The following is a 23,923-nucleotide window of genomic DNA, read 5'->3' on the forward strand; positions in this document are numbered from 1 at the left end:
AGAGTCGGGGATCTTCCCGATCTGTCCATCCTTGGGCATGCAGTCAAGCAACGGGCGTCACCGCGACGGCGGGGACGGCTCCGAGAGTTCGGCCGGGCGGCACGAGGACCAGGGCGAGTACGGCGCGGCCTCCCGGGAAGTCAGGTACGAGGACCCCTGGTACGACGCGCTGGCCTCGGGCTGGGGCGAGCTGGAAGGCACCGGTGAGCCGGCGCCCGCCGTGCCCGGCGCGCGAACGGAGGTGGACGGGGCGGCTGTTCGCGCCCGTGACATCTATCTGGAGGTGCAGCGCAGCGCGGCCTTTCAGGAGGTACGCAGCCGCTACCGGAGATTCGTGGTGCCGGGGGTCGCCGCCTTCCTCATCTGGTACGTGGGGTACGTGGTGACCGCGACGACGGCGCCCGGGCTGATGGCGCGGCCCGTCGCCGGAGCGGTCAACGTGGGGATGGTCGCGGGGCTCGGACAGTTCCTCACCACGTTCGCGCTCACCTGGGCCTACGCCCGGCACGCGCGGTTGCGCAGGGACCGTGCCGCGCTGGAGCTGCGCTGGGACACCCAGGAGCTGACCCGGGGTGCCCGGGGTGGTGCGTCATGACGGTCCATCACCAGACCCTGGCGTTGGTGCTGTTCAGCGCGTTCGTCGCCGTGACGCTCGGGATCACGACCTGGGTGAGCCGGAAGCGACATGGTTCGGCGGAGGAGTTCTATGCCGGCGGGCGGCTCTTCTCCCCGATGGAGAATGGTTTTGCCATCGCGGGCGACTACATGTCCGCGGCCTCCTTCCTCGGTGTGACCGGACTCATCGCGCTGTTCGGCTACGACGGGCTGCTGTACGCGGTCGGCTTCCTGGTGGCATGGCTGGTCGTGCTGTTCCTGGTGGCCGAACTGGTGCGCAACTGCGGACGGTTCACGCTGGCCGACGTGATCGCGGCGCGGATGAGCGAGCGGCCGGTGCGGATCGCGGTGGGCGCGTCGTCGGTCACCGTGTCCGTTCTCTATTTGGTGGCGCAAATGGTGGGAGCGGGCAGCCTGGTCGCGCTGCTCCTCGGGCGGACCAGCGAGGCGGCGCAGGCGTGGACGGTCATCGGGGTCGGCGCGCTGATGGTGGTCTACGTGTCGCTGGGCGGGATGCGGGCGACCACCTGGATCCAGATCGTGAAGGCGGTCCTGCTGCTGAGCGGGACGGTGGCGCTGACCGTGCTGGTGCTGCTGCGCTTCCACGGCGACATCGACCGGCTGCTGCTCACGGCCGCCGAGCGCAGCGGGCACGGGAGGTCGTTCCTTGCGCCGGGACTCAAGTACGGCGGGAGCTGGAGCGCGCGGCTGGACTTCATCAGCCTGGGGCTGGCACTGGTACTGGGCACGGCGGGTCTGCCGCACATCCTGTCCCGCTTCTACACGGTGCCGACCGCGCGGGCCGCACGGCGTTCGGTGGTGTGGTCGATCGGGCTGATCGGGAGCTTCTACCTGATGACGTTCGTGCTCGGCTTCGGGGCGGCGGCCGTGGTCGGGCCGGACGCGGTGCGTGCGTCGAACGAGGCGGGGAACACGGCGGTGCCGCTGCTGGCACTCGACCTGGGCGGTGGCGCGGGCTCCACCGGTGGCACGGTCCTGTTCGCGGTCGTCGCCGCCGTCGCCTTCGCGACGATCCTCGCCGTGGTCGCCGGGATCACCCTCGCCTCCTCGGCGTCCGTCGCCCACGACCTCTACGCCACCCTGCGAAGGCCGCACGCCAAGCACCGCAGCGAGGTCGCCGTGGCGCGCGTGGCGGCGGTCGGCATCGGTGTCGTGGCGATCGCCCTCGGCCTGCTGGCCCGTGACATGAACGTCGCCTTCCTCGTGGGGCTCGCGTTCGCGGTGGCGGCCTCGGCGAACCTGCCGGTGCTGCTGTACTCGCTGTTCTGGCGGAACTTCACGACCCGCGGCGCGGTCTGGGCCGTATACGGCGGGCTCGTCCCCGCGCTGGTGCTGGTCGTGCTGTCGCCGGTGGTGTCCGGGAGCCCGGGCGCGCTGTTCCCGGGGGTGGACTTCCAGTACTTCCCGTTGCAGAACCCGGGGATCGTCTCCGTCCCGCTCGGCTTCCTGGCCGGCTGGCTCGGCACGGTCACCTCGGACGAGGCCCCGGACGAGGCCAGGCACGCCGAGACCGAGGTGCGGTCGCTGACGGGGGCGGGGGCCGTCTAGAGCGCTCCGGGACGGCTACGGCGCCACCCAGGCGTAGCGGTGTTCCGGGCGGCCCGTGTCGCCGTACTTCAGGGAGAGCCGGAGGCGGCCGGCCTGTTCCAGGTGGCGGAGGTAGCGCTGGGCGGTGGAGCGGCTGAGGCCGGTCTCTGCGGCGACCTCGTGGGCGGAGAGCGGATGGTCGGCGCGGTGCAGGACGCCGCAGATGAGGTCCGTGGTCGGCTCGGAGTGGCCGCTGGGCAGGCCGGGCGCGGACGGCGCCGGTGAGGTACGCAGGGCGCCGAAGATCCGGTCGACCTGCTCCTGGCCCGTCAGGCCCCGGCCGCCGACCCGGTCGACGGTACGGCGCAGGGCCGCGTAGGAGTCCAGGCGGGAGCGCAGCGCGGCGAAGGTGAACGGCTTGACCAGGTAGTGCAGGGCACCCAGGCGCATCGCCTTCTGGACGGTCGTCACATCGCTGGCCGCCGTGATCATGATCACGTCGGTGCCGTAGCCCTGCTCCCGCATCTGGTGGACGAGTTCGAGGCCGGTCCGGTCCGGCAGGTAGTGGTCCAGCAGGACCAGGTCGATGGTGCCGCGGCCCACGGCGGCCAGCGCCTGGGCGGCGCTGTGCGCGCGGGCGGCCACCCGGAAGCCGGGAACCTTCCCCACGTACTTGGCGTTTATCTCAGCGACGCGGAAGTCGTCGTCGACCACCAGGACGTCAATCATCAGGCCTCTCCTTCAAGGCCGGCGAGCGTTAAGCCCGTGTTTCGTCTGCGCAGTTGTAGCGCGAGCAAAAAGAGCACAACAGATGCTTGCGAGCAAAAGAACGGCTTGCGCCCAGAAGACTGCTGCCGTGGTCCGGGTCACACCTACCGTCCCGGCCCATGAGCGCAGACACCAGCCCCGCCATCGAGCTGCGGGGCGCGAGCAAGATTTTCAAGACCCCGTCGGGGGGTCTGCACACGGCCGTCCGCGACCTCGACCTCACCGTCGGGCGCGGTGAGTTCGTGGCCGTCGTGGGGCCGACGGGTTGCGGCAAGTCCACCACGCTGACCCTGGTCAGCGGCCTGGAGGAGCCCAGTGAGGGCGAGGTGCTGGTGGCCGGTGAGCCGGTCGCCGGCGTCGGCGACAAGGTCGGCTTCGTCTTCCAGCAGGACGCCACCTTCCCCTGGCGGACGGTGCTGTCCAACGTGATGGCCGGGCCCCGCTTCCGGGGCGTGCCCAAGGCGGAGGCCAGGGAGAAGGCCCGCGCCTGGCTGGCCAAGGTCGGGCTCGCCGCGTTCGAGGACCGCTATCCGCACCAGCTCTCCGGCGGCCAGCGCAAGCGCGTGGCGCTCGCCGCGACCTTCGTCAACGACCCCCAGATCCTGCTCATGGACGAGCCGTTCTCCGCGCTCGACGTGCAGACCCGGGCCCTGATGTCGGACGAACTCCTCGAACTGTGGGAGGGCACGGGCGCCTCGGTCGTCTTCGTCACCCACGACCTGGAGGAGTCCATCGCGCTGGCCGACAAGGTCGTCGTCATGACCGCCGGGCCCGCGACCGTGAAGCAGGTCTTCGAGATCGACCTGCCCCGTCCCCGCAAGGTCGAGTCGGTGCGTCTGGAGCCGCGGTTCATCGAGATCTACCGCGAGATCTGGGAGTCCCTCGGCGAAGAGGTCCGCATCACCCGCGAGAGGGGTGCCGCTCATGTCGCCTGACACCCTCAGCACACCGGTCGTCGAGACGGCCAAGACCACGGACCGCGCGCAGTCGCGGGCCCAGGCCGCCCGCAGACGCAAGGCGGTCGTGTTCGCCGTGCGCGTGCTGCTCCTGGTGGCCGTCCTCGGCCTGTGGGAGGTCCTGTCCAGGACCAAGGTCATCGATCCGTTCAACTTCTCGATGCCGTCGAAGATCTGGGACCAGATCTGGACCTGGGTGACCCACGGCACCGCCCTCGGTCCCCTGGGCGAGCAGATCTGGTACACGCTCTACGAGGCCCTGCTCGGCTGGCTCATCGGTGTCATCGCCGGTGTGGTCTTCGGCATCGCCCTCGGGCGGGTCGCCTTCCTCGCCGACGTCCTCGGCCCCTACATCAAGGTGCTCAACTCGATCCCCAGGATCGTGCTCGCCCCGATCTTCGTGATCTGGTTCGGGCTCGGCGCCTCCTCCAAGGTCGCCTCGGCCGTCGTGCTGGTGTTCTTCCCGGTGTTCTTCAACGCCTTCCAGGGCGCCCGCGAGGTCGACCGCAACCTGGTCGCCAACGCCCGGATCCTCGGCGCGAGCGACCGCAGGGTGACCCTCCAGGTCGTCATCCCGTCGGCCACCTCGTGGATCTTCACCAGCCTCCACGTCAGCTTCGGCTTCGCACTCATCGGCGCCATCGTCGGCGAGTACATCGGTGCCACCAAGGGCATCGGCCTGCTCGTCGCGCAGTCGCAGGGCACCTTCAACGCGGCCGGTGTGTACGCCTCGATGACCATCCTCGCCGTCGTCGCGCTCGCCGCCGAAGGGCTCCTCACCTTCGTCGAGAGCCGCATCTTCCGGTGGAAGCCGTCGGGTTCCGACAGCTGAGCCTGCCCACCTCCTCTTCCCTCATCGCACAGCTCTCACCGCACCGCCTTCTCACAAGGACGTGAACCGCATGCGCAAGTCCGTCAGATACAGCACCCTGGCCGCCGCCGGCCTGCTCGCCGTCTCCTCCCTCACCGCCTGTGCCAACGACGCCGCGAGCACGGCCTCCACCGGCTCCGGCAAGGGCACGAAGGTCAAGATCATGGTCGGTGGCCTGGACAAGGTCATCTACCTGCCCGCGATGCTCACCCAGCGGCTCGGCTACTTCGACGCCGAGGGCCTGAACGTGGAACTGCTGACCGAGCCGGCCGGTGTGCAGGCCGAGACGGCGCTCGTCGCGGGGCAGGTCCAGGGGACGGTCGGCTTCTACGACCACACGCTGGACCTGCAGACCAAGGGCAAGGCGGTGGAGTCCGTCGTGCAGTTCTCGCGCGCTCCCGGCGAGGTGGAGGTCGTCTCCACCAAGGCGGCGGGTGACATCACCTCGCCCAAGGACTTCAAGGGCAAGAAGCTCGGCATCACCAGCCTCGGGTCGTCGACCGACTTCCTCACCAAGTACCTCGCCGTGAAGAACGGGGTGAAGGTCAGCGACTTCTCACCGGTCGCCGTCGGCGCGGGCGCGACCTTCATCGCGGCGCTCCAGCAGGGCTCCATCGACGGCGGCATGACGACCGACCCGACCGTCGCGACGATCCTGGACAAGAAGGCGGGCAAGGTCCTGGTGGACATGCGGACGCCCGAGGGCTCCCAGAAGGCGCTCGGCGGCCCGTACCCGTCGTCGAGCCTGTACATGCAGACGGACTGGGTCAACGGCCACAAGGACACCGTCCAGAAGCTGGTCAATGCATTCGTCAAGACGCTCAAGTGGATGTCCACGCACAGCGCCGCCGAGATCGCGGCCAAGATGCCCGCCGACTACGCCCAGGGCGACAAGGCCCTCTACACGCAGTCCATCGAGAGCACGCTGCCGATGTTCACCGACGACGGCGTGATGCCCGAGAACGGGCCGGAGACCGTGGAGAAGGTGCTCAAGGCGTTCAACACGAACATCCAGAACGCCGATGTCGACCTCAGCAAGACGTACACCACGGAGTTCGTCGAGGCGGCCAAGTAGCGGCCAAGCAGCACGTCTCAGCCGCGGGTCGCCCACACGTAACGGTGTTCGGGGCGGCCCGCGTCGCCGTACTTGAGGGTCAGCCGGGCCCGTCCGGTGCGTTCCAGCAGCTTCAGATAGCGCTGGGCGGTCTGCCGGCTCACCCCCGTCCGCTCGGCGATCTCCTGGGCCGACAGCGGGCCTTCGGCGCTCATCAGGGACTGGCGCACCAGCTCGGCGGTGGTGGGGGAGTGCCCTTTGGGCAGCCCCGGTTCGGACGGCGCGGACAGGGCGCCGAAGATGCGGTCCACCTCGGCCTGTTCGGCCTCGCCGCCGCCGTCCAGGGTGCGCCGAAGTTGCGCGTAGGCCTCCAGCTTGGCGCGCAGTCCCGCGAACGCGAACGGCTTGACCAGGTACTGCAGGGCGCCCTGGCGCATGGCCGCCTGGACGGTCGACACGTCCCGGGCCGCCGTCACCATGATCACGTCGGTCTGGTGGCCGCGCCGCCGCATCTCCTGGACCACCGCGAGCCCCGTGTCGTCGGGCAGGTAGTGGTCCATGAGGACGAGGTCGAGGCGGGGCAGGGTCTCCAGCCGGTGCAGGGCCTCGGCCGCGTTGTGCGCCGCGCCGGCCACATGGAAGCCGGGCACCTTCTCGACGTAGGCCGCGTTGACCCGGGCGACGCGGGTGTCGTCGTCCACGACCAGGACCTCGATCATCGAGTCTCCTCCTCGGCCGGGGCGAGCGCCGGCCCGTGCGCCGGCGCCGCCTCCAGTTCCGCCTTCGGTTCAGCCTTCGGTTCCGCCTTCGTTTCAGTCTTCAGTTCCGGCTCCCGTCCCGGCTCCAGTACCGCCTCGGTCAGTGCCTCGGGGAGCACGACCGTGAACTGCGCGCCCCCGCCCTCCGGTTCGCCCACGGTCGCGCTGCCGCCCTGCCGTTCGGCGAGCCGGCGCACCAGGGAGAGCCCGATGCCGCGCTTGCCGTGCGCGGGCGGCTTCTTGGTGGACCAGCCCTCGGTGAAGACCAGCTCCCGCTGTGCCGCCGGGATCCCGGGCCCCGTGTCCCGCACCCGGAGGACGACCGCGCGGCCCTCCGCGCACAACTCGACCTCCACGCGCGCGTGCGGCGTACCGGCGACCGCGTCCAGCGCGTTGTCCACCAGGTTGCCCACGACCGTGACCAGCCCCCTGGGGTCGATCAGCCGGTCCGGGAGCCGGGTGCGGTCGGACACCCACAGGGCGACCCCGCGCTCGGCCGCGACGGTGGCCTTGCCGACCAGCAGGGCGGCCAGCAGCGGGTCCTGGATCTTCTCCGTGACCTGCTCGGCGGTGACCCGGTGGTCGCCGACCACCTCGCCGACGAACTCCACGGCGTCGTCGAACATCTCCAGCTCCAGCAGCCCGAGCAGGGTGTGCATGCGGTTGGCGTGCTCGTGGTCCTGGGCGCGCAGGGCGTCGATCAGGCCGCGCGTGGAGTCGAGTTCACGGCCCAGCTGCTCCAACTCGGTGCGGTCGCGCAGGGTGGCGACCGCACCGCCGTCGTCCGTGGGCATGCGGTTGGCGACCAGGACCCGCTGGCCGCGCACGGTGAGCAGGTCGGTGCCGGTGACCCGGCCGGCCAGGACGTCGGCCGTACGGCCCGCGCCGAGCGCCTCGTCGGGGGACCGGCCGACGGCCTCGTCACCGATGCCCAGAAGCCGTCTCGCCTCGTCGTTCAGGAGCCGGACACGGCCGCCGCGGTCGAGGGCGACGACGCCCTCGCGGATGCCGTGCAGCATCGCCTCGCGCTCCGCGAGCAGCGCCGAGATGTCGGAGAAGGCCAGGTCGCGGGTCTGCCGCTGGACCCGCCGGGAGATCAGCCAGGCGGCCAGCGCGCCGGCCGCGAGGGCACCGCCGGCGTAGGCGAACAGCCCGGGGATCGTGCTGAGCAGCCGCGCCCGCACGCTGTCGTAGGCGATGCCGACCGAGACCGCCCCGATGATCCGGTGCTGCGTGTCGTACAGCGGAACCTTGCCGCGCGCGGAGCGGCCCAGGGTGCCGTTGTCGATCTGCATGACCTCCTTGCCGTCCAGCGCCTCCGTGGGGTCGGTCGACACGTGCCGGCCGATCTCCGAGGGAGTGGTGTGCGACCAGCGGAAACCGCCCCGGTCCATCACCACGATGTACTCGGCGTTGGTGGCCAACCGGATCCGTTCCGCCTCCTGCTGCACCGGCCCGTCCACGGTCGGCGCGGTGGTCAGGACGCCCTCGGCGATCTGCGGGTCCTGCGCCGTGGTCTGGGCGATCGCCAGCGCCCTGCGCATCGCCTCCTGGTCCAGCTGCTTGCTCAGGGGGGCCAGGAAGAGCCCGGTCGCGAGCACGGCGACGCCCGCGGCGATCGCCAGCTGCATCAGCAGGATCTGCGAGAACACCTTCCGGGGCAGCCGGGGACGCAGACGGCGCACAGGGGGCGTGGGGCTCATACCCACGACGGTACGTGCGCGGGTACGCCGTCCTTAAGGGGGTGTGGCGTGGATCTCTTGACCAGTTCTGTGGATCTCTTGACCAGTTCTTGGGAGAGGTCGGGTCAGCCCGCCAGTGCCGTCGTCGTCCGCAGTTCCCGCACCGACACCACGTCCATCCGGGCCGGCGACCCCAGCACCGACACCCCGCAGCTCTCCGGGCGCGGCGGCAGTGAGGCGCCCTGGGCCACGCACACCCGCCAGCGGCGGCCGTCGGTGTGGGCGACGGTGACCTCCCAGCGCGGGGCCGCGCCCTCGGTCCGTACGACGCTCAGCACGCCCGCCGTGTACTCGTCCGCCGCCTCGCGCACAGCCAGTTCGGCCGCCTGGCCGGGGCGTTCCCAGGCGGAGCAGCCGCGGCACCCCTCCAGCACCACACGGCCCTCGTGGATGCCGTGCAGGACCTCCTTGACGGCATGGGCCTCGGCGCGGCCGTACGCGTAGCCGTACGGCAGGACGAGCAGCGTCGGCGAGAAGCGATGACCACCCAGATGGGTGACCTCCCAGGTGCCCTCCACCCCGGACGCGGCCAGCTCGGCGGCGAGCGGGCGGCCCAGCAGGGCGCAGCAGCGGTCGCGCCTGCCGTTGGTGCAGACGAGCGCGAGCGGACTGCCCTGGTGCGGCCGGCCGCCGAGCGCCGCGCCGAACGAACGGTGGTCGCCCGCGCCGAGCGCCGTGAAGTCGAGGCCGAGCAGCCGGCTCGGGTCGCGGGTGGTGGCACTGTGCAGCCAGACATTCCCGGGCACCGTGTGGGCGATGTACACCTGCCGTGGGGCGGGGGTGCCGGGGTCGGCGTGGCGGCCGGGGCGTCGGATGAGCGCGATCCGCACGCCGGTCCCCTGGGCGGCCGCCTCCAGGGCGCGGCCCAGTGCGGGGTCCAGATGGCTCGAAGTGAGCGCCTTGGGACCCCACGGGCCGGGTTGTTCCAGCAGCAGCCATGTCGTCGCGGTGGCCGCGGTGCCCGAAACGGGCTCGTCGAGCATCCGGGAGACGGTCGCGCACCTACTCACAGAGGTGAGCCTAACCTGACTTTGCCCGGGGTGACTTCCGGCCTCGTCCGTTCGCGCCTTCGAGGGTGCTGCCGGAGGGTTCGCCGGACGGGTTCGGAGGGATCGCCCAAGGGGCGTTACGGCAGCGGCTGCGGCGGCTTCGGGCCCACGTAGTGGCCGCTGGGCCGCATGCGCAGCGGGCGTTCGCCGTACTCCTCCAGGGCGTGGGCGATCCAGCCCGCCGTCCGGGCGACGGCGAAGATCGTCTCGCCCGCGGTGGCCGGCATGCCGCAGGAGGCCGTGAACACGGCGAGCGCCAGGTCGACGTTGGCGTGCAGCGGGGTGTGCCGGGCGGTCGTGGCGACGATGTCCCGGGCCGCGAGCAGGGCGGGCTCCGCGCGGGGAACATCCTCCAGCAGTGCGAACAGCGCACGCGCGCGTGGGTCTTCGCCCTGGTAGAGGCGGTGCCCGAGGCCGGGGATACGGCGGCCCGCGCGGAGTTCGTCCGCGATCACCGTGACGGCGGTGCCCTGGTCGAGGACGTCGAGCAGCAACCGGTGGGCGAGGCCGCTGGAGGCGCCGTGCAGGGGGCCTTCGAGCACGCCGAGCCCCGCCGACACGGCCGCGTAGGCGTGCGCGCGGGCGGAGGCGGCGACCCGGACGGCGAGGGTGGAGGCGGCCAGGTCGTGGTCGACGAGCAGCGCGAGCGCGGTGTCCAGGACGCGCAGCTCGGCGTCGCCCGGGTCGATTCCGGTCAGCCGGCGCCACAGGCGGTGGGCCAGCGGGCCGTCGTCGTGCCCCCGCCGGCGCTGCACCGGGAGCGCGGCGACGAGGGTGGGGATCAGCACGCGCGCGGTGCCGAGGACGGACTCCTCGGACAGGTCGAAGCGGAGCGGGTCCTCGGCCGCCGCGGCGATCGTGGCGACCCGCAGCCGGTCGGTGGGCGAGGTGTGCTCGGGCAGCGCGTCGACGGTCCGCCGGGCGGCCGCGGCCGTGGCCTCCGGGGCGGTGAAGGTCACGCCCGGGGTCATGCGGCCGGTCCACAGCCACTCGGCCACCTCCTCGTAGGAGTGGCGGGCGGCGAGTTCCGTGGCGTCGACCCCCCGGAAGAAGTACCGGTCCTGGTCGATCAGCGTGATCCGGGTGCGCACCGACAGATCACCGCCGGAGCCCGCACTCCCGGCGGCCTCCCGCCTGTTGCGCCGGGCCAGCGCCGCCACCTCCCCGGCGTCGAAGGTGCTGGCGCGGCCCCCGGGCTCGCGTCTGCTGCTGAGCTGGCCCCGGCTCACGTAGGCGTACACGGTCTCGGGCTTCACACCGAGCAGCTCGGCGGTCTCCCTGGTGCTCAGCCGCCGCGCGGGACTGCCGGGAGCGGGGTGTTGATCGCGCATGGGCGTCACCGTAGCCGCTTCGGCATGGATTGACTCGATCAATGTTGATGGAGATTGCGTTGATGGAGATTGCGTTCATGGAGATCGTGTTGGGCAGTGGGTAGTGGGCAGCGGACACCGGATCACGTGAACACGATGGTGTGGTTGCCGTGCCGGACGACCCGGTCCTCGGCGTGCCACAGCACGGCCCGGGAGAGCACCGCCCGCTCCACGTCGGAGCCCCGGCGCCGGAGGTCGGCGGCGGTGTCGGCGTGGGTGACGCGGACGACATCCTGTTCGATGATCGGGCCCTCGTCGAGGTCCTCGGTGACGTAGTGCGCGGTCGCGCCGACGAGTTTCACGCCCCGCTCCTTGGCCCTGGCGTACGGTCCGGCGCCGATGAAGGCGGGGAGGAAGGAGTGGTGGATGTTGATGATCGGGACTCCGACCCGCTCGATGAAGTCGCCGGAGAGGATCTGCATGTAGCGGGCCAGCACGACGAAGTCCACGTTGTCCCCGAGGAGCCGCAGGTGTTCGGCCTCGGCGGCCGACTTCTCCGGGCCCGAGGACGGCACGTGGAAGAAGGGCACGCCGAAGCCGCGTACCTCCTCGGCGGTGTCGGGGTGGTTGGAGATCACCATGGCGATGCCCACCGGGAGTTCGCCCCGCCGGTGCCGCCACAGCAGGTCGAGCAGGCAGTGGTCGGACCTGGAGGCGAAGACGGCCATCCGTTTCGGCACCGAGAGGTCCCGCAGCGTGACGTCGAGGTCGAAGTCCTTTGCCAGCCCTTCCTCCAGTTCCGCGCGGATGCCGGGCAGGGCGGCCCGCAGACCGTCGAGGCAGAAGACCGTGCGCTGGAAGAAGGCCCCGGTGGCAGGGTCGGAGTACTGGTCGAGCGAGACGATGTCGGCGCCCCGGGCGCTGAGGAGGGAGCCGACGGCGGCGACGATGCCGACACGGTCCGTGCCCCGCACGATCAGCGAGGCGCGCCGGCCCGGTGCGGTACCGCTCGCCGTGATCGCCGGGGCCTGCCGGGCGACGGTCATGACAAGCCCTGCTCGGTGCGGAAGCCGGCGATCCACGCGGAGGTCGCGTCCAGTCCGCCGAAGGTGTAGAAGTGCAGCTTCACCTCGCCGTGCGCGGCGGGGTCGTACCCCTCGGCCAGGGTGCGGATGAACAGGTCCGGTCCGGCCGTGCCCATCAGGTTGGTCAGGGACAGCCCGTACTTGCGGGCGATGGACGCGCTGGTCCCGACCCCGAACCGGGTGGCGTACGACAGCAGCCTCCGCACCCCGGCGGGTCCGGGCACGCCGACGCGGACCGGCAGGCCGATGCCCCGCTCGCGCAGCCGCTCGATCCAGCCCAGCACCGCGTCGGGGTCGAAGCCGAACTGGGTGATGACGTCGCCGGTCAGCCCCTCCTCGGCGAGGGCCGCCGCCTTCTGTTCGAGGGCCGCCCACAGTGCCGCCTCCGGGATCTGCGGATGGCCCTCCGGGTATCCGCTGATGCCGGCCTGCCGTACGCCGTGCTTCCGGAGCAGTCCGGAACGGATGACGGAGAGCGAGTCGCCGTAGGGGCCGTGCGGGTGTGCCGGGTCGCCGCCGACGACGAAGACGTGCCGCTCGGTGCCGTCGGCCTGCAGGGCGGCGAGGAACTCCGCCAGGTCCCGCCGCGATCCCAGCCGGCGTGCCGAGACGTGGGGGACCGGGACGAACCCGAGGCGTCGGGCGGCCCGGGCCGCGGTCCGCCGTACCGGCAGGTCCTCGTTGCCGAGATACGTCACGTTGACGCGGGTGCCCTCGGGGACGGACTCCCTGGCGGCCTCCAGTTTGGGTGTGTCCTTGCCCGTCATCTCCAGGGAGAAGTCCCGCAGCAGCAGTGCGGCTCCGGTGAGTGCGGGGGTGGAAACAGGGGTCATCGTGCTCCTTGCTCGCATCGGCGCAGGGGGAGGTGGCGTGGGCGGGACTACCGGTCGCGGTAGGCGCCGCGCGCGAACCCGACGAAGGGGGCCGGCGCCACCGTCGCGCGGATCTCCACCTGGCGGTGCGCCTCGACACCCGGCTTGGCCGAGTTGGGGCTCTCGCCCCACACCACGGTGACCTCGGTGCCGGGCTCGCTGTGGGCGAGGTCGACGGTGGCCAGCGAGACCATGGCCCGCTCGTTGGCTGTGTAGCCGACGTCCATGGAGATCCCGACGAGCTCTCCGCCGGCGAGCACCTTGTCGCTCTGGTGCAGGGCGTAACGCGCCTTGGGGAACTCGATGTACTTCGCGGGCAGTTCGCCGGACCGGTGGAGCGAGCCGACGGCGGCGGCGACGTCCTCGGCGTTCCACACCAGGGTTACCTTGGTGCGGCGCGGGTTCTTCGCGATCTCCTCCAGGGCCTCGCGGCCGACGAAGTCGTGGTCGAACGCGACGATGCCGCCGTAGCCGATGTCGTACGGCGTCACGTAGTAGTCGGTGACGTCCTCGGAGTCCATCGAGCCGCCGAGCGAGCCCATCGCCGAGGTGGGAAGCCACTCGCGGTAGCCCTTGAGCCTGTCGCCGGAGAAGACGGCCGGGAACGGCGCCGGCACCCAGGCCGACTCCAGGTTGGCGGTGGAGTACGCCTTGGCACCGGCCCGGACCAGACCGAACTCGGAGCCGGCGGCGAGGACGGCCGCCAGGACCTCCGCGCCCTCCTCCCAGGGGCCGAACAGCTCGAACCCGGGCTGCCCGGCCATGCCGTGGCGCAGGGCGCGCACCTGCCGGCCTGCGATCGTGAACGTCGTCATGCGGAAGAACCCCACAGGGGGAACCGGTGCTCCCGTGACCCGCTCCAGCAGGCCGACCGCGTTCGGGCCCTGCACCTCGTAGCGGTACACCCTGGGCGGGCGGCCGGCCTCCCGGTCGTAGGAGTTGTCGTCGCGCTCGGTCGTGGCGTCGTACTCGCCCGTCTCCAGGTGGTACTGCACCCAGTCCAGGACCATCGGGTGCCCGACCAGGTCGAACCGGTTCTCCTCCAGGTGGAACAGGACGGCGTCGCCGATGAGCTGCCCGTCGTGGTTGACCGCGACGTACTGCTTGGCGTGGCCCGGGCCGAACCGGGCGAAGCTGTTGACCCCGAGGTCCGACAGCAGCCGCAGCGCGTCGGGGCCCTCGATGTACAGGTCCGTCATGTGGTGCGACTGGTCGAGCAGCGCCACCGACTCGCGCCAGGCCCGCTGTTCGGTGCGCCAGTTGGTGAACTCCGCGGCGACCGGGAAGGTGTGCGGCCGGATCGGTGAGTTCCGCAGCAGCGCCACCGCTCCGCCGCACCGCTGGATCGCCTGCTCGACGCTCTCTTGGCTCATGTCGCGCCTTCCGTGTGCCTGATGCCCGAAGAATCTGTCTGATGACTAGAACGCTCGTCTGTTGTGCAGAACGATAAAACGGCATGGGGTGGCCGGGCAACAGGTGGAGACGAAATTGTCAACAATCAGGGGGCTGGCTCAGGGCTGGCTCAGGGCTGACTCAGGGCGGCTCAGAAGCGGTAGGCGCCCATGTCCTTCGACAGCTCGGTGGCCGCGGACTTCAGCCGCGCCCCGATCCGTGACTCCCAGTCGGGGGCCACCGAGGCCTCGGGGCAGACCAGCCCGATACCGGCGAACATGCCCGGCTCCGGCAGGGCGACCGCCACGCCGACGGACAGCACGCCGGGCTCGCTCTCGCCCCGGTTGACGGCGTAACCGGCCGCCCGTGCCGTCCGCATCTCCGCCAGCAGGCCCGCCACGGTGGAGACGGACCGGTCGGTGACGGCCTGCGGCGGCGCGTCCCGGTAGAGCTGGCGCAGCTGGTCGTCGGTGAGGGTCGCCAGCAGTGCCTTGCCGACGCCGGTGACGTGGGCGGGCAGGGTGTCCCCGGTGCGCAGGGCCGCCCTGATGGTGCGGCGGCTCTCGACCCCGTCGACGTAGAGGACGTCCCGGCCCCGGGGGAGCGCGAGGTGGGCGGTCATCTCGGTGGCCGCGGCGAGTTCGGTGAGCACCGGCCTGGCCAGGGCCCGGATGTCGAGGGCGCGTACGGCGGACAGGCCGACGTCGACCAGCGCGGCGCCGGGCCGGAAGGAGCGCGACGCCGGGTCCTGGCGGACGAAGTCGTAGTAGGACAGCATCGCCATCAGGCGGTGTGCGCTGGAGCGGGCGATGTCCAGTTCGGCGGCGACGTCAGCGAGGGTCAGGCGGTTGCGCTCCCGCAGCAGCAGGAGGATGCGGAGCGTGTTCTCCACCGAGGCGATCGGGTAGGCCGGTGTCGCGCGGTCGCTCAACGGCGGCATCTCGCCGAGCCGGTCGGGTGGCGTTTCCATGCGGTCAGCTTCGCACGCGGTGAAACGCCGGTGGAGCCTCGTCGGCGGAGCCCCCGCCCCCCCCGGCCGCCGGTGACGACGGCGGCCGTCCGGACCATAAGCTCACTGCATGACCGACCACACCCGAACGCTCTCCCTGGTCCTGGATCTGATCAGGAGCGGAGCGGCCGTGACCAGGCCCGACCTCGGCCGGCAGACCGGGCTGGGCCGGACGATCATCACGCAGCGGGTGGACCACGCGATCCGGCTCGGCCTGGTGGCGGAGGGCGAACCGGCCCCCTCCACCGGCGGCCGGCCCTCCCGCATCCTGCGGATCGCGTCCGGTCGCGGGGCCGTCCTCGGCGCGGTGTTCGGAGCCACCCATCTGCACGCCGCGGTGACCGACCTCGACGGGACCCTGCTCGCGGACCGCCGGGTGCCGTGGGACATCGAGTCGGGCCCCGAGGCGTCCCTGGCCACGCTGGTCGGGCTGGCGGGGCGGCTGCTGAGCCCGGAGCTGCGGGAGCGCCTGTGGGGGGTGTGCGTGGGCGTCCCCGGGCCGGTCGACTTCGCGCGCGGGATGCCGGTGCGGCCGCCCATCATGGCCGGCTGGCACGGCTTCCCGCTCCGGGACCGGCTCGAAGCCCACTACGACGTGCCGGCCTGGGTCGACAACGACGCCAACCTGATGGCGCTCGGCGCCTGGAGCCGGACCCGGGCGACCGCGGGCGACAACCTCCTGCTCGTCAAGGCGAGTACCGGGATCGGCCTGGGCCTGATGTCCAGGGGCCGGCTGCACCGGGGAGCGCGCGGCGCGGCCGGCGACCTCGGGCACACCATCGTCGCCGAGGAGTCCCGGCACCGGTGCCGGTGCGGCAAGTTCGGGTGCCTCGAAGCGTTCGCGGGCGGCTGGGCCCTCACCCGTGACGCACGCGCCGCGGCCCTGGAGGGGCGCAGCCCCTTCCTGGCCGAGCGCCTGGAGCGTCCGGAGCGCCGGGACGCGCCGCTGGCCGTCACCGACGTGCTCGACGGCTGCCGGGCCGGCGACCGGGTCAGCACCGAGCTGGTCACCCGGGCGGGCGAGCTGGTCGGCGGGCAACTGGCGACCCTCGTCAGCGTCTTCAACCCGTCGACGGTCTACCTCGCCGGTGTGCTCGCGCAGGCCGGCGACGTGTTCCGGGACCCCGTCGCGGAGGTCGTGGCCAGACGGTCCCTGCCGCTGGCCACCGACGAACTCGTCATCGCCCGGGTCGACCTCGGCCGCGCCGAGGGGGTCGTCGGAGCGGCGGCGCTGGCCATCGACGAACTGCTGCGCCCGGAGCTGCTCGACCAGTGGCTCCGGCGCGGCAGCCCGCGCGGGATCCGCGCCCGCACCGGGGACTCCACCGGGCCGCTCCCCCTCGACGCGCCGCTGGCGGGTGCGCGGTAGCGGCTCGGCAGCGCATCTCCGCAGACCCCTTCACCCCGCCGACGCCTTCACCATCACCCCGCCTCGGCCTCCGCCTACGCCCCGCCTCGGCCTCCGCCTACACCCCGCCTCGGCCTCCGCCTCCGCCCCGCCTCGGCCTCCGCCTCCGCCTACACCCCGCCTCCGCCAGCCTCTTCACCCCGTCGCGGGAACGTCGACCCAGCCGCCGCCGCGTGCCGAGCCGACGACCGCCTCGGCGAGCTCTGCCGCCCGCAGTCCGTCGGCGAAGGACGGCATCCCGGTGACCTGTTCGCCGCGGACCGCCGCGTAGGCGTCGGCCACGAAGTCGGCGAAGGCCTCGTAGTAGCCCTGCGGATGCCCGGACGGCAGACCGGCCGCCCGGCCGGTGGGAGCCCCGGGCCGGTTCGGGTCGCGCAGCAGCACCTCGTTGGCGTCGCGGCCGCCGATCCACAGCGACTCCGGGGTCTCCTGGCGGAACGCGTAACTGGCGTCCGGCCCGTCGAAGGAGAACGACAGCGCGTTCTTGTACCCGGCGGAGACCTGGCTGACCACCACCGATCCGATCGCGCCGGCGTCGGTCTCCAGGAGGACGACCGCGCCGTCCTCGGTCTCGACGGGACGCGGGGTGCCGTCCGCCGCCGGCCGGGCCGGAACCGCTCGGGCGAAGGAGGCGTTCACCCGGGTGATCCGCTGTCCGGTCACGAACTCGGCGAGATCGCACCAGTGCACCCCGATGTCCCCGAACGCGCGCGTGGCACCGCCGTCCGCCGGGTCGACCCGCCAGTTGGTGGCCTCGGTGTCGGCGAGCCAGTCCTGCAGGTAGCTGCCGTGGATCAGCCAGGGCGGCCGGTGCCCCGGCCGCCGGATCCGCTCGCGTGCCTCCCGCACGGACGCGTAGTAGCGGTAGACGAAGGGCACGGCGGTGACCAGCCCGCGCTCCGCCGCCAGTTCGGTGAGTTCGCGTGCGGTACCGGCATCGGTGGCCAGCGGCTTCTCGCAGACGACCGGCACGCCGGCGGCGAGGGCCGCACGGCAGAAGCCGGCGTGCGTGGCGTTGGGCGTGCACACGTGCAGGACGTCCACCCCGTGCCGCAGCAGGTCCTCGACCGAGTCGAAGCCCTGGCCGGCCCGGAACTCCGCGGCGGCGCGGCGGCCCTTCCCGGGCGTCGACCCGACCACGCCCACCACGTCGCCGCCCGCCACGAGCGCGGACCGGGTATGCACGGCCCCCATGAAGCCGGTACCGATGACACCGACGCGCATGACACACACCTCTTCCCTCCTCCGGATCCGGAGGAGCTAACGCGTGAACAGATCGAAAAAACGGAGAGCGACGACGCCCGTAAGGTCGACTTTTGCTCATCGTAAGCTAAAGTGTCGGAAACGCCAAGGAGGCCGCACATGAACCAGAGCCAGGCACAGAGCCGGGAGACGGCCCGGCAGCCGGTCACCCTCTTCACCGGTCAGTGGGCGGACCTGCCGTTCGAGGAGGTGGCGCGACTGGCGGGCGAGTGGGGGTACGACGGTCTGGAGATCGCGGCCTCCGGCGACCACCTGGACCTGGCCCGCGCCGAGGCCGACCCCGACTACCTGCCCCACCGGCAGGCGATCCTGGAGCGCCACGGGCTGAAGGTCTGGGCGATCTCCCACCACCTCGGCGGCCAGGCCGTGTGCGACGACCCCATCGACTTCCGCCACCAGGCGATCCTGCGCCCGGAGATCTGGGGCGACGGCGACCCGGAGGGCGTCCGGCAGCGCGCGGCCGAGGACATGAAGCGCGCTGCCCGAGTCGCGCGCAGGCTCGGCGCCGACACCGTCGTCGGGTTCACCGGTTCGAAGATCTGGAAGTACGTGGCGATGTTCCCGCCGGTCTCCCAGGCGGTGATCGACGAGGGGTACGAGGACTTCGCGCGCCGCTGGAACCCGATCCTCGACGTCTTCGACGCCGAGGGCGTGCGCTTCGCCCACGAGGTCCATCCGTCCGAGATCGCCTACGACTACTGGACGAGCGAGCGCACCCTCGAAGCGATCGGCCGCCGCCCCGCCTTCGGCTTCAACTGGGACCCCTCGCACATGATCTGGCAGGGCGTGGACCCGGTCGGCTTCATCACGGACTTCGCCGACCGCATCTACCACGTCGACTGCAAGGACACCCGTCTGCGGCCGCCGTCGGGACGCGCCGGGATCCTCGGCTCCCACCTGCCCTGGGGCGACCCGCGCCGGCGCTGGGACTTCGTCTCCGTCGGCCACGGGGACATGCCCTGGGAGGACGCCTTCCGCGCGCTGGCCGCCATCGGCTACGACGGCCCCGTCTCGGTGGAGTGGGAGGACGCGGGCATGGACCGGCTGCACGGCGCGGCCGAGGCCGTCGGCCGGATCCGCTCCGCCCTGTGGCCCCTGCCGAAGGCGTCCTTCGACTCGGCGTTCAGCAACCAGTGAGCGCGCCGGGCGGGGTACCCGGCCGTTGACCCCGCCCGGCCGCCCGGCCGCCCGGCCCCATGCCCAGCCGCCCAGCCGCCCAGCCGCCCAGCGGCCCGGCCCCATGCCCTCCGCCCGGCCCCATGCCCTCCGCCCAGGCCCGGCGGGTCGTATCGTCGTCCCGTGGCTCACGGCGAGGATGACACCAGCACACCGCACGACGGCGGCGCCAGGCCGGCCAGGTCCGCCAAGCCGGCGTCCGGCGTCCGGCAGGGGAACGTCCGGCGGGTGCTCGACGCCCTGCGCCTGGACGGACCCTCCTCGCAGGCGGCCCTGGCCCGCCGGACCCAGCTGTCTCCGGCGACGGTCAACGCCATCGTCAAGACGCTGCGCGCGGACGGCGTGGCCGAGGTGCGGCCGGTCAACGGCCGGGAGTCGCTCGTCGCCCTGGTCGCGAGCCACGCCGCGGTCGTCGCGGTCCAGGTGAACGTCGCCGCCATGCGCGCGGCGCTCTTCGACTTCGGCGGCCGCGTCCGGCTCGACGCCTCCGTGCCGTTGCCGGGGGAGGGCGGCAGCCCCGCCCTCGTCGTCGACCTGGTGCGCTCCCTGACCGCCGAGGCCGGCCTCGGTCCGCAGGACGTCGCGGGCGTCGCCGTCGGCATGCAGGCACCTCTCGCCCGCGCCACCGGCACCGTCGCCTCCTGGGCGCGGCTGCAGTTCCCCGAGTGGACGGACCTCCCGGTCGCCAAGACCCTGGAGGACGGCCTCGGCATGCCCGTGACCGCGGAGAACGACGCCAACCTCGCCGCCCTGGCCGAGTGGACCTGGGGAGCGGGCCAGGGCGCCGCCGACTTCCTCTACGTCATGTGCGCCGCGGGGGTCGGCGGCGGGCTCGTCATCGACGGCCGGATCTACCGCGGCGGTGACGGCCTGGCCGGCGAGATCGGCCACATCGTCCTGGAACCCGGCGGCCCCGTCTGCTTCTGCGGCAGCCGCGGCTGCCTCACCACGTTCGTCTCCGAGCGGTCGATCCTGCTCGCGCTCGAAGCGTCCGGGAGCTCCCGCGGCAGCCTGCGCGAGGTCGTCGACGGCGCGCGCCGCGGCGACCCCGCCTGCCGCAGGGTGCTGTACGAGGCCGGACGCCATCTGGGCCGGGCCTTCGCCAGCACCGCCAAGCTCATGGCGCCCAGCGTGATCGCCGTCGGCGGGACGCTGAGCGAGGCGGGGGCCCTGGTGTTCGACGGCATCCAGTCCTCGGTGGAGATGCACAGCCTGCGCGCCGTGTCCCCGTCGATCCGGGTCTGCCCGGCCCGGCTCGGCGACGACGCGACCCTGTTCGGCGGAGTCGCCGCCGTGCTCGCGGAGACCGGACAGGGCGTCAGCACGCTTCCCGCCTGGGCGAAGCCCTCGAAGACCGCTCGCCAAGCCCGAATCATTCGAGATGTGAATAGTCGCGACTGAAATCGTTGACAAACACTGCGGAAATCATACGATAACCGGGAGCTAGGGCGTCGCGGAGTGCAACAGGCTCCGCCGCGCACCAAGCAGGACGCTTATCGGTAAGCGCGAGACGCGCTCGGCGCGCGGGGCAGCGGGCCCCTGCGGCGCGACAACATCCCCCTTGCGGGCACTGATCGCTGAAAACCACCTGGAAGTCGACTTGGTCGACCCCTCTTGCCGGTGGGGAAACGTTCGGAACCCGAATGGTTGTCAAAAGGATCTCAATGACGAGTCACCCGACGAGCTTTGATGAGACGTCACAGTCGGCCGCGCCCTCGCGTGCGACGGCCGAAGAGCCGCACAGCGGCAACAGGAAGACATTCGTACAGCTCGTCGTGATGATGCTGCTCGAATTCGTGGTCTTCGGCTCCTGGTTCGCCACCTTCGGCCTGGTCCTCGCCACGAACGGCCTGGCCTCCGTCATCGGCACGGCCTACACCCTGGCGGCGGTCGCCGCGATCGTCTCCCCGATGCTGCTCGGCGCGATCGGCGACCGCTTCCTCCCCTCGCAGAAGGGGCTCGGCGTGGCGCATCTGGCGGGCGGGGCCGTGATGCTGACGCTGCCGGCCGTCGTACGCGCCGGCAGCGGCACCCTCGCCCTCACCCTGATCTTCGTCTACATGCTGTTCTTCCAGCCCACTCTCGGCCTGGCCAACGCGATCGCCTTCCGGCACCTCGGCTCGGACAAACGGCACTTCCCCTACATCCGGGTCTTCGGCACCGTCGGCTGGGTGGTGGCCGGATTCGCCGTGGGCTGGCTCGGCCTGTCGGCCTCGGTCGGGGTCTTCTACGTGACGGCCGTCGCGAGCTTCGCCCTGGGCCTCTACTCCTTCACGCTGCCGGCCACCCCGCCGCCCGCGCGGAGCGTGCGCTTCGCCGTCGGTGACCTGGTGGGCGCCAAAGCCTTCCGGCTGCTGCGCCACCGCGACTTCGCCGTGCTGATGGGCTGCGCCGTGCTCACCTCCGTCTCGCTCGGCGTCTACAACACCTACGCGTCCACCTACCTCGGCGCCCTCGGCATCGGCAACGTCGCAGGTGTGCTCGCCCTCGGACAGGCCTCCGAGGTCGCGTTCATCGTGACCATCCCCTTCATGCTCAAGCGCGTCGGGATGAAGTGGGCCATCTTCGCGGGCATGTGCATGTGGGCGGTGCGGTTCGTCCTCTTCATCGAGGCGGCGCACAGCGGCAACTGGCTCGCGATCACGGCGATCGTGCTCCAGGGCGTCTGCAACGACTTCTTCCTCGTCCTGGCGGCGATGTACATCGGCCAGGTCGCGCCGGTCGAACTCGGCGCCCAGGCCCAGGGGATGCTCATCCTCGTCGTCTCCGGGATCGGCGCCTTCATCGGCTCGTCCGTCTCCGGCGAGATCTACAACGCGACCGTGGGCGCGCACGGCACCCCCGGTGACTGGACCGCCGTCTGGTCCCTGCCCATCGCCACGGCGGCGCTCGCGGCCCTGCTGTGGGGACTGCTGTTCCGCGGGCCCCGGAGCCGGGAAGCCGTACCGCTCCGCGCCTGAGCACCGCCATGACGGACCGGACGGGAACAGACCAGCGAGCGGAGAGGGAAGGGACGAGGACCATGCGACAGCACCAGGCCGGCACCACCCCGGCCCGCAAGCCCCCTCGCACGGCACCCCGTCCGGCTCCGGCGGCCCGTCGGGCTTCGGTGGCCCGTCCGGCTTCGGTGCCCCGTCCGGCTCCGGCGCCCGCGCTCGGCGCCTGGGAGCGCAGCAGACGGCTCGGTCTGCGCGAGGTCCGCGGCCCGACGGCGGCCACCGCCGTCGCCGTCCACACGGAGCCGCCCCGACGGGCGGCCCGTGACCTCGAAGCGGAAAGAGCCGAACCACTGTGCACAGGACACAAGACATCCCTGACCTGACCGTCGTCGAAGGCGGGTGCCGGGCATGACCACCCTCGACAAGCGCTACGACGCCCTGGTCGTCGGCTCCGGCGCCGCCGGCAGCATCGCCGTCAAGGAACTGACCGAGCGCGGCCTGGAGGTGCTCCTCCTGGAGGCCGGCCGCGACATCACCGCGGCCGACTTCACGCCCGCGCCCCCGTCGGCGCCCAAGGCGATGAGCATCGGCCTCGGCGGCCGGCTCCGCGCCGGTCTGAGGGGGCAGCACATCCAGGCCCGCCGGGCCATGTTCAAGGACCAGACCAGCCCGTTCCTCGTCAACGACCGGCAGCACCCGTACGCCTCCGACAGCGAGTTCCTCTGGATCCGGGGCCGTCAGCTCGGCGGCCGCCTGCACGCCTACGGGCGGGTGCTGCTCCGGTCCTCCGACCACGAGTTCAAGGCCGCGTCGCGGGACGGGCACGGCGAGGACTGGCCCGTCTCCTACGCGGACCTCGCCCCCTACTACGACCGGGTCGAGGAGTTCACCGGCCTCTACGGCACGTCCGACGGGCTGCCCAACCTCCCCGACGGCAGCTACCGCGGGCCGTCGCCGCTCACCACGGCGGAGGAGGAGTTCAAGGCCACGGTCGAGGGCCGGTGGGCGAACCGGCACGTCGTACCGTGGCGCTACGCGGCCCCCAACCTGCACCGGGTCCCGCTCGGGATCGTCGCGGCCCGCGCGACGGGACGGCTGACCACCCGCACGGACGCGATCGTGCACCGGATCACGGTCGACTCGAGGACGGGCCTCGCCGACGGTGCCGTCTTCATCGACCGCAACACCAGGACCGAGCACCGGGTCCACGCGGACGTCGTGGTGATGTGCGCCTCGGCCATCGAGACGGTACGGCTGCTGCTCAACTCCGGCGGCACCGCACACCCCGGTGGGCTCGCCAACTCCTCCGGACTCCTCGGCCGCTACTTCATGGACCAGACCCCGAGCCTGCTGTTCGGCGACGATCCGCACCACCCCGGTGCCGAGGCGACGGAGGACCCCGCGCCACCGGACCCGTACTACCCGCCGATCGGCGGCGTCTACATCCCGCACTTCGACAACGTCGACGCGCACACCGCCAACCCCGCGTTCGCCCGCGGCTGGTCGGTGCAGGGCACGATAGGCCGGATGCCCGTCCCGGAGGGCGCCGGCGGGGTCGTCGGCCTGATGGGGTTCGGCGAGATGCTGCCGTACCACGACAACCGCATCACGCTGCACCCGCGCCGCACGGACGCCTGGGGCATCCCCGTCCCGCGGATCCGCCTCGCGATCACCGACAACGAGCGGGCCCTGATGCGCGCCCAGGTCCGCGGCCTGCGCGAGATGGCCGAGGCGAGCGGCTACCGGGTCAACTTCGCGGCCTCCGCACTAGGCCTGGACTCGAAGAAGATCTGGCCCGACGCCGACCCGGTCAGCCGGGCGGTCTTCCGGCTCGGGATCAAGCGGAGCCTGGCGATGGGCGCCGCGATCCACGAGTGCGGCGGTGCCCGGATGGGCGACGACCCGGCCAGGTCGGTCCTCAACGCCCACAACCAGGCCTGGGACGTGCCCAACCTCTTCGCCACCGACGCCAGCTGCTACGTGTCGAACGGCGGGGTCGGCCCGACGCTGACGATCATGGCCCTCACCGCACGCGCCTGCGAGTTCATCGCCCGCGAGCACGCGGACGGGTCACTCCACCGCCAGCGCTGATCCCCCTGACCTCCCCG

Annotated in this window: 21 protein-coding genes; 11 read left to right on the forward strand and 10 right to left on the reverse strand. The window is 72.1% G+C overall.

Annotation, left to right across the window (positions count from 1 at the left end; genetic code table 11):
* Positions 1-37 precede the first annotated feature (37 nt).
* On the forward strand, positions 38-595 hold the full coding sequence (locus ACFZB3_RS36045) for a DUF485 domain-containing protein (protein ID WP_391383289.1): 558 nt from the start codon (positions 38-40) through the stop codon (positions 593-595).
* Complete coding sequence (locus tag ACFZB3_RS36050) at positions 592-2,184, forward strand: cation acetate symporter (protein WP_391383292.1); 1,593 nt, start codon at positions 592-594, stop codon at positions 2,182-2,184. Before ACFZB3_RS36045 ends, ACFZB3_RS36050 begins: the two co-directional genes overlap by 4 nt.
* A gap of 15 nt (positions 2,185-2,199) precedes the next feature.
* Here the strand turns inward: ACFZB3_RS36050 and ACFZB3_RS36055 are convergent, their stop codons facing one another.
* Positions 2,200-2,892: a response regulator gene (locus ACFZB3_RS36055; RefSeq protein WP_391383295.1), complete on the reverse strand. Its 693-nt coding sequence runs from the start codon at positions 2,890-2,892 to the stop codon at positions 2,200-2,202.
* Between the two features lie 158 nt (positions 2,893-3,050).
* Between ACFZB3_RS36055 and ACFZB3_RS36060 the strand changes: the two genes are divergently transcribed.
* From ACFZB3_RS36060 to ACFZB3_RS36070, 3 genes are all read left to right on the forward strand, one after another.
* A complete protein-coding gene (locus ACFZB3_RS36060) occupies positions 3,051-3,866 on the forward strand; it encodes an ATP-binding cassette domain-containing protein (protein ID WP_391383298.1) in 816 nt (271 codons plus the stop codon).
* Positions 3,856-4,719, forward strand: coding sequence for an ABC transporter permease subunit (locus ACFZB3_RS36065; protein ID WP_391383301.1), 864 nt, complete (start codon positions 3,856-3,858; stop codon positions 4,717-4,719). The genes ACFZB3_RS36060 and ACFZB3_RS36065 overlap by 11 nt, the downstream gene beginning before the upstream one ends.
* Before the next feature lie 70 nt (positions 4,720-4,789).
* On the forward strand, positions 4,790-5,833 hold the full coding sequence (locus ACFZB3_RS36070; protein WP_391383304.1) for an ABC transporter substrate-binding protein: 1,044 nt from the start codon (positions 4,790-4,792) through the stop codon (positions 5,831-5,833).
* A 17-nt stretch (positions 5,834-5,850) separates the two neighbouring features.
* Here ACFZB3_RS36070 and ACFZB3_RS36075 read toward each other — a convergent pair whose 3' ends face one another.
* From ACFZB3_RS36075 to ACFZB3_RS36110, 8 genes are all read right to left on the reverse strand, one after another.
* On the reverse strand, positions 5,851-6,531 hold the full coding sequence (locus ACFZB3_RS36075; RefSeq protein ID WP_391383307.1) for a response regulator: 681 nt from the start codon (positions 6,529-6,531) through the stop codon (positions 5,851-5,853).
* Positions 6,528-8,273, reverse strand: coding sequence for an ATP-binding protein (locus tag ACFZB3_RS36080; protein ID WP_391383310.1), 1,746 nt, complete (start codon positions 8,271-8,273; stop codon positions 6,528-6,530). Before ACFZB3_RS36080 ends, ACFZB3_RS36075 begins: the two co-directional genes overlap by 4 nt.
* A gap of 104 nt (positions 8,274-8,377) precedes the next feature.
* Entirely contained in the window at positions 8,378-9,322 is a 945-nt protein-coding gene (locus ACFZB3_RS36085) for a sucrase ferredoxin (RefSeq protein WP_391383312.1), read from the reverse strand.
* A gap of 116 nt (positions 9,323-9,438) precedes the next feature.
* The gene (locus ACFZB3_RS36090; protein WP_391383315.1) at positions 9,439-10,692 is read right to left on the reverse strand and encodes a citrate/2-methylcitrate synthase; all 1,254 of its coding nucleotides are present in this window, start codon (positions 10,690-10,692) and stop codon (positions 9,439-9,441) included.
* A 122-nt stretch (positions 10,693-10,814) separates the two neighbouring features.
* On the reverse strand, positions 10,815-11,717 hold the full coding sequence (gene purU / locus ACFZB3_RS36095; RefSeq protein ID WP_391383318.1) for a formyltetrahydrofolate deformylase: 903 nt from the start codon (positions 11,715-11,717) through the stop codon (positions 10,815-10,817).
* Positions 11,714-12,589, reverse strand: coding sequence for a methylenetetrahydrofolate reductase (locus tag ACFZB3_RS36100; RefSeq protein ID WP_391383320.1), 876 nt, complete (start codon positions 12,587-12,589; stop codon positions 11,714-11,716). The genes purU and ACFZB3_RS36100 overlap by 4 nt, the downstream gene beginning before the upstream one ends.
* Before the next feature lie 47 nt (positions 12,590-12,636).
* Positions 12,637-14,001: an aminomethyl transferase family protein gene (locus tag ACFZB3_RS36105; RefSeq protein ID WP_391383323.1), complete on the reverse strand. Its 1,365-nt coding sequence runs from the start codon at positions 13,999-14,001 to the stop codon at positions 12,637-12,639.
* 170 nt (positions 14,002-14,171) lie between these two features.
* Positions 14,172-14,990, reverse strand: coding sequence for an IclR family transcriptional regulator C-terminal domain-containing protein (locus ACFZB3_RS36110; RefSeq protein ID WP_391383326.1), 819 nt, complete (start codon positions 14,988-14,990; stop codon positions 14,172-14,174).
* 109 nt (positions 14,991-15,099) lie between these two features.
* Between ACFZB3_RS36110 and ACFZB3_RS36115 the strand changes: the two genes are divergently transcribed.
* Positions 15,100-16,398, forward strand: coding sequence for an ROK family protein (locus ACFZB3_RS36115; RefSeq protein WP_391383329.1), 1,299 nt, complete (start codon positions 15,100-15,102; stop codon positions 16,396-16,398).
* A 174-nt stretch (positions 16,399-16,572) separates the two neighbouring features.
* Here the strand turns inward: ACFZB3_RS36115 and ACFZB3_RS36120 are convergent, their stop codons facing one another.
* Positions 16,573-17,661: a Gfo/Idh/MocA family oxidoreductase gene (locus ACFZB3_RS36120; protein WP_391383332.1), complete on the reverse strand. Its 1,089-nt coding sequence runs from the start codon at positions 17,659-17,661 to the stop codon at positions 16,573-16,575.
* Positions 17,662-17,799: 138 nt separating this feature from the next.
* Here ACFZB3_RS36120 and ACFZB3_RS36125 point away from each other — a divergent pair, with 138 nt between their 5' ends.
* The 5 genes from ACFZB3_RS36125 (at position 17,800) to ACFZB3_RS36145 (ending at position 23,906) form a co-directional block, all read left to right on the forward strand.
* On the forward strand, positions 17,800-18,837 hold the full coding sequence (locus tag ACFZB3_RS36125) for a TIM barrel protein (RefSeq protein WP_391383335.1): 1,038 nt from the start codon (positions 17,800-17,802) through the stop codon (positions 18,835-18,837).
* Positions 18,838-18,999: 162 nt separating this feature from the next.
* Positions 19,000-20,277 (forward strand): ROK family protein, encoded by a 1,278-nt coding sequence (locus ACFZB3_RS36130; RefSeq protein ID WP_391383338.1) that lies wholly within the window; start codon positions 19,000-19,002, stop codon positions 20,275-20,277.
* Between the two features lie 263 nt (positions 20,278-20,540).
* Complete coding sequence (locus ACFZB3_RS36135; RefSeq protein ID WP_391383341.1) at positions 20,541-21,836, forward strand: MFS transporter; 1,296 nt, start codon at positions 20,541-20,543, stop codon at positions 21,834-21,836.
* 62 nt (positions 21,837-21,898) lie between these two features.
* Entirely contained in the window at positions 21,899-22,198 is a 300-nt protein-coding gene (locus tag ACFZB3_RS36140; protein ID WP_391383343.1) for a hypothetical protein, read from the forward strand.
* A 25-nt stretch (positions 22,199-22,223) separates the two neighbouring features.
* The gene (locus tag ACFZB3_RS36145) at positions 22,224-23,906 is read left to right on the forward strand and encodes a GMC oxidoreductase (protein ID WP_391383346.1); all 1,683 of its coding nucleotides are present in this window, start codon (positions 22,224-22,226) and stop codon (positions 23,904-23,906) included.
* Positions 23,907-23,923 lie beyond the last annotated feature (17 nt).

It is taken from the genome of Streptomyces sp. NPDC008092, assembly GCF_042957285.1.
GTDB lineage: Bacteria > Actinomycetota > Actinomycetes > Streptomycetales > Streptomycetaceae > Streptomyces.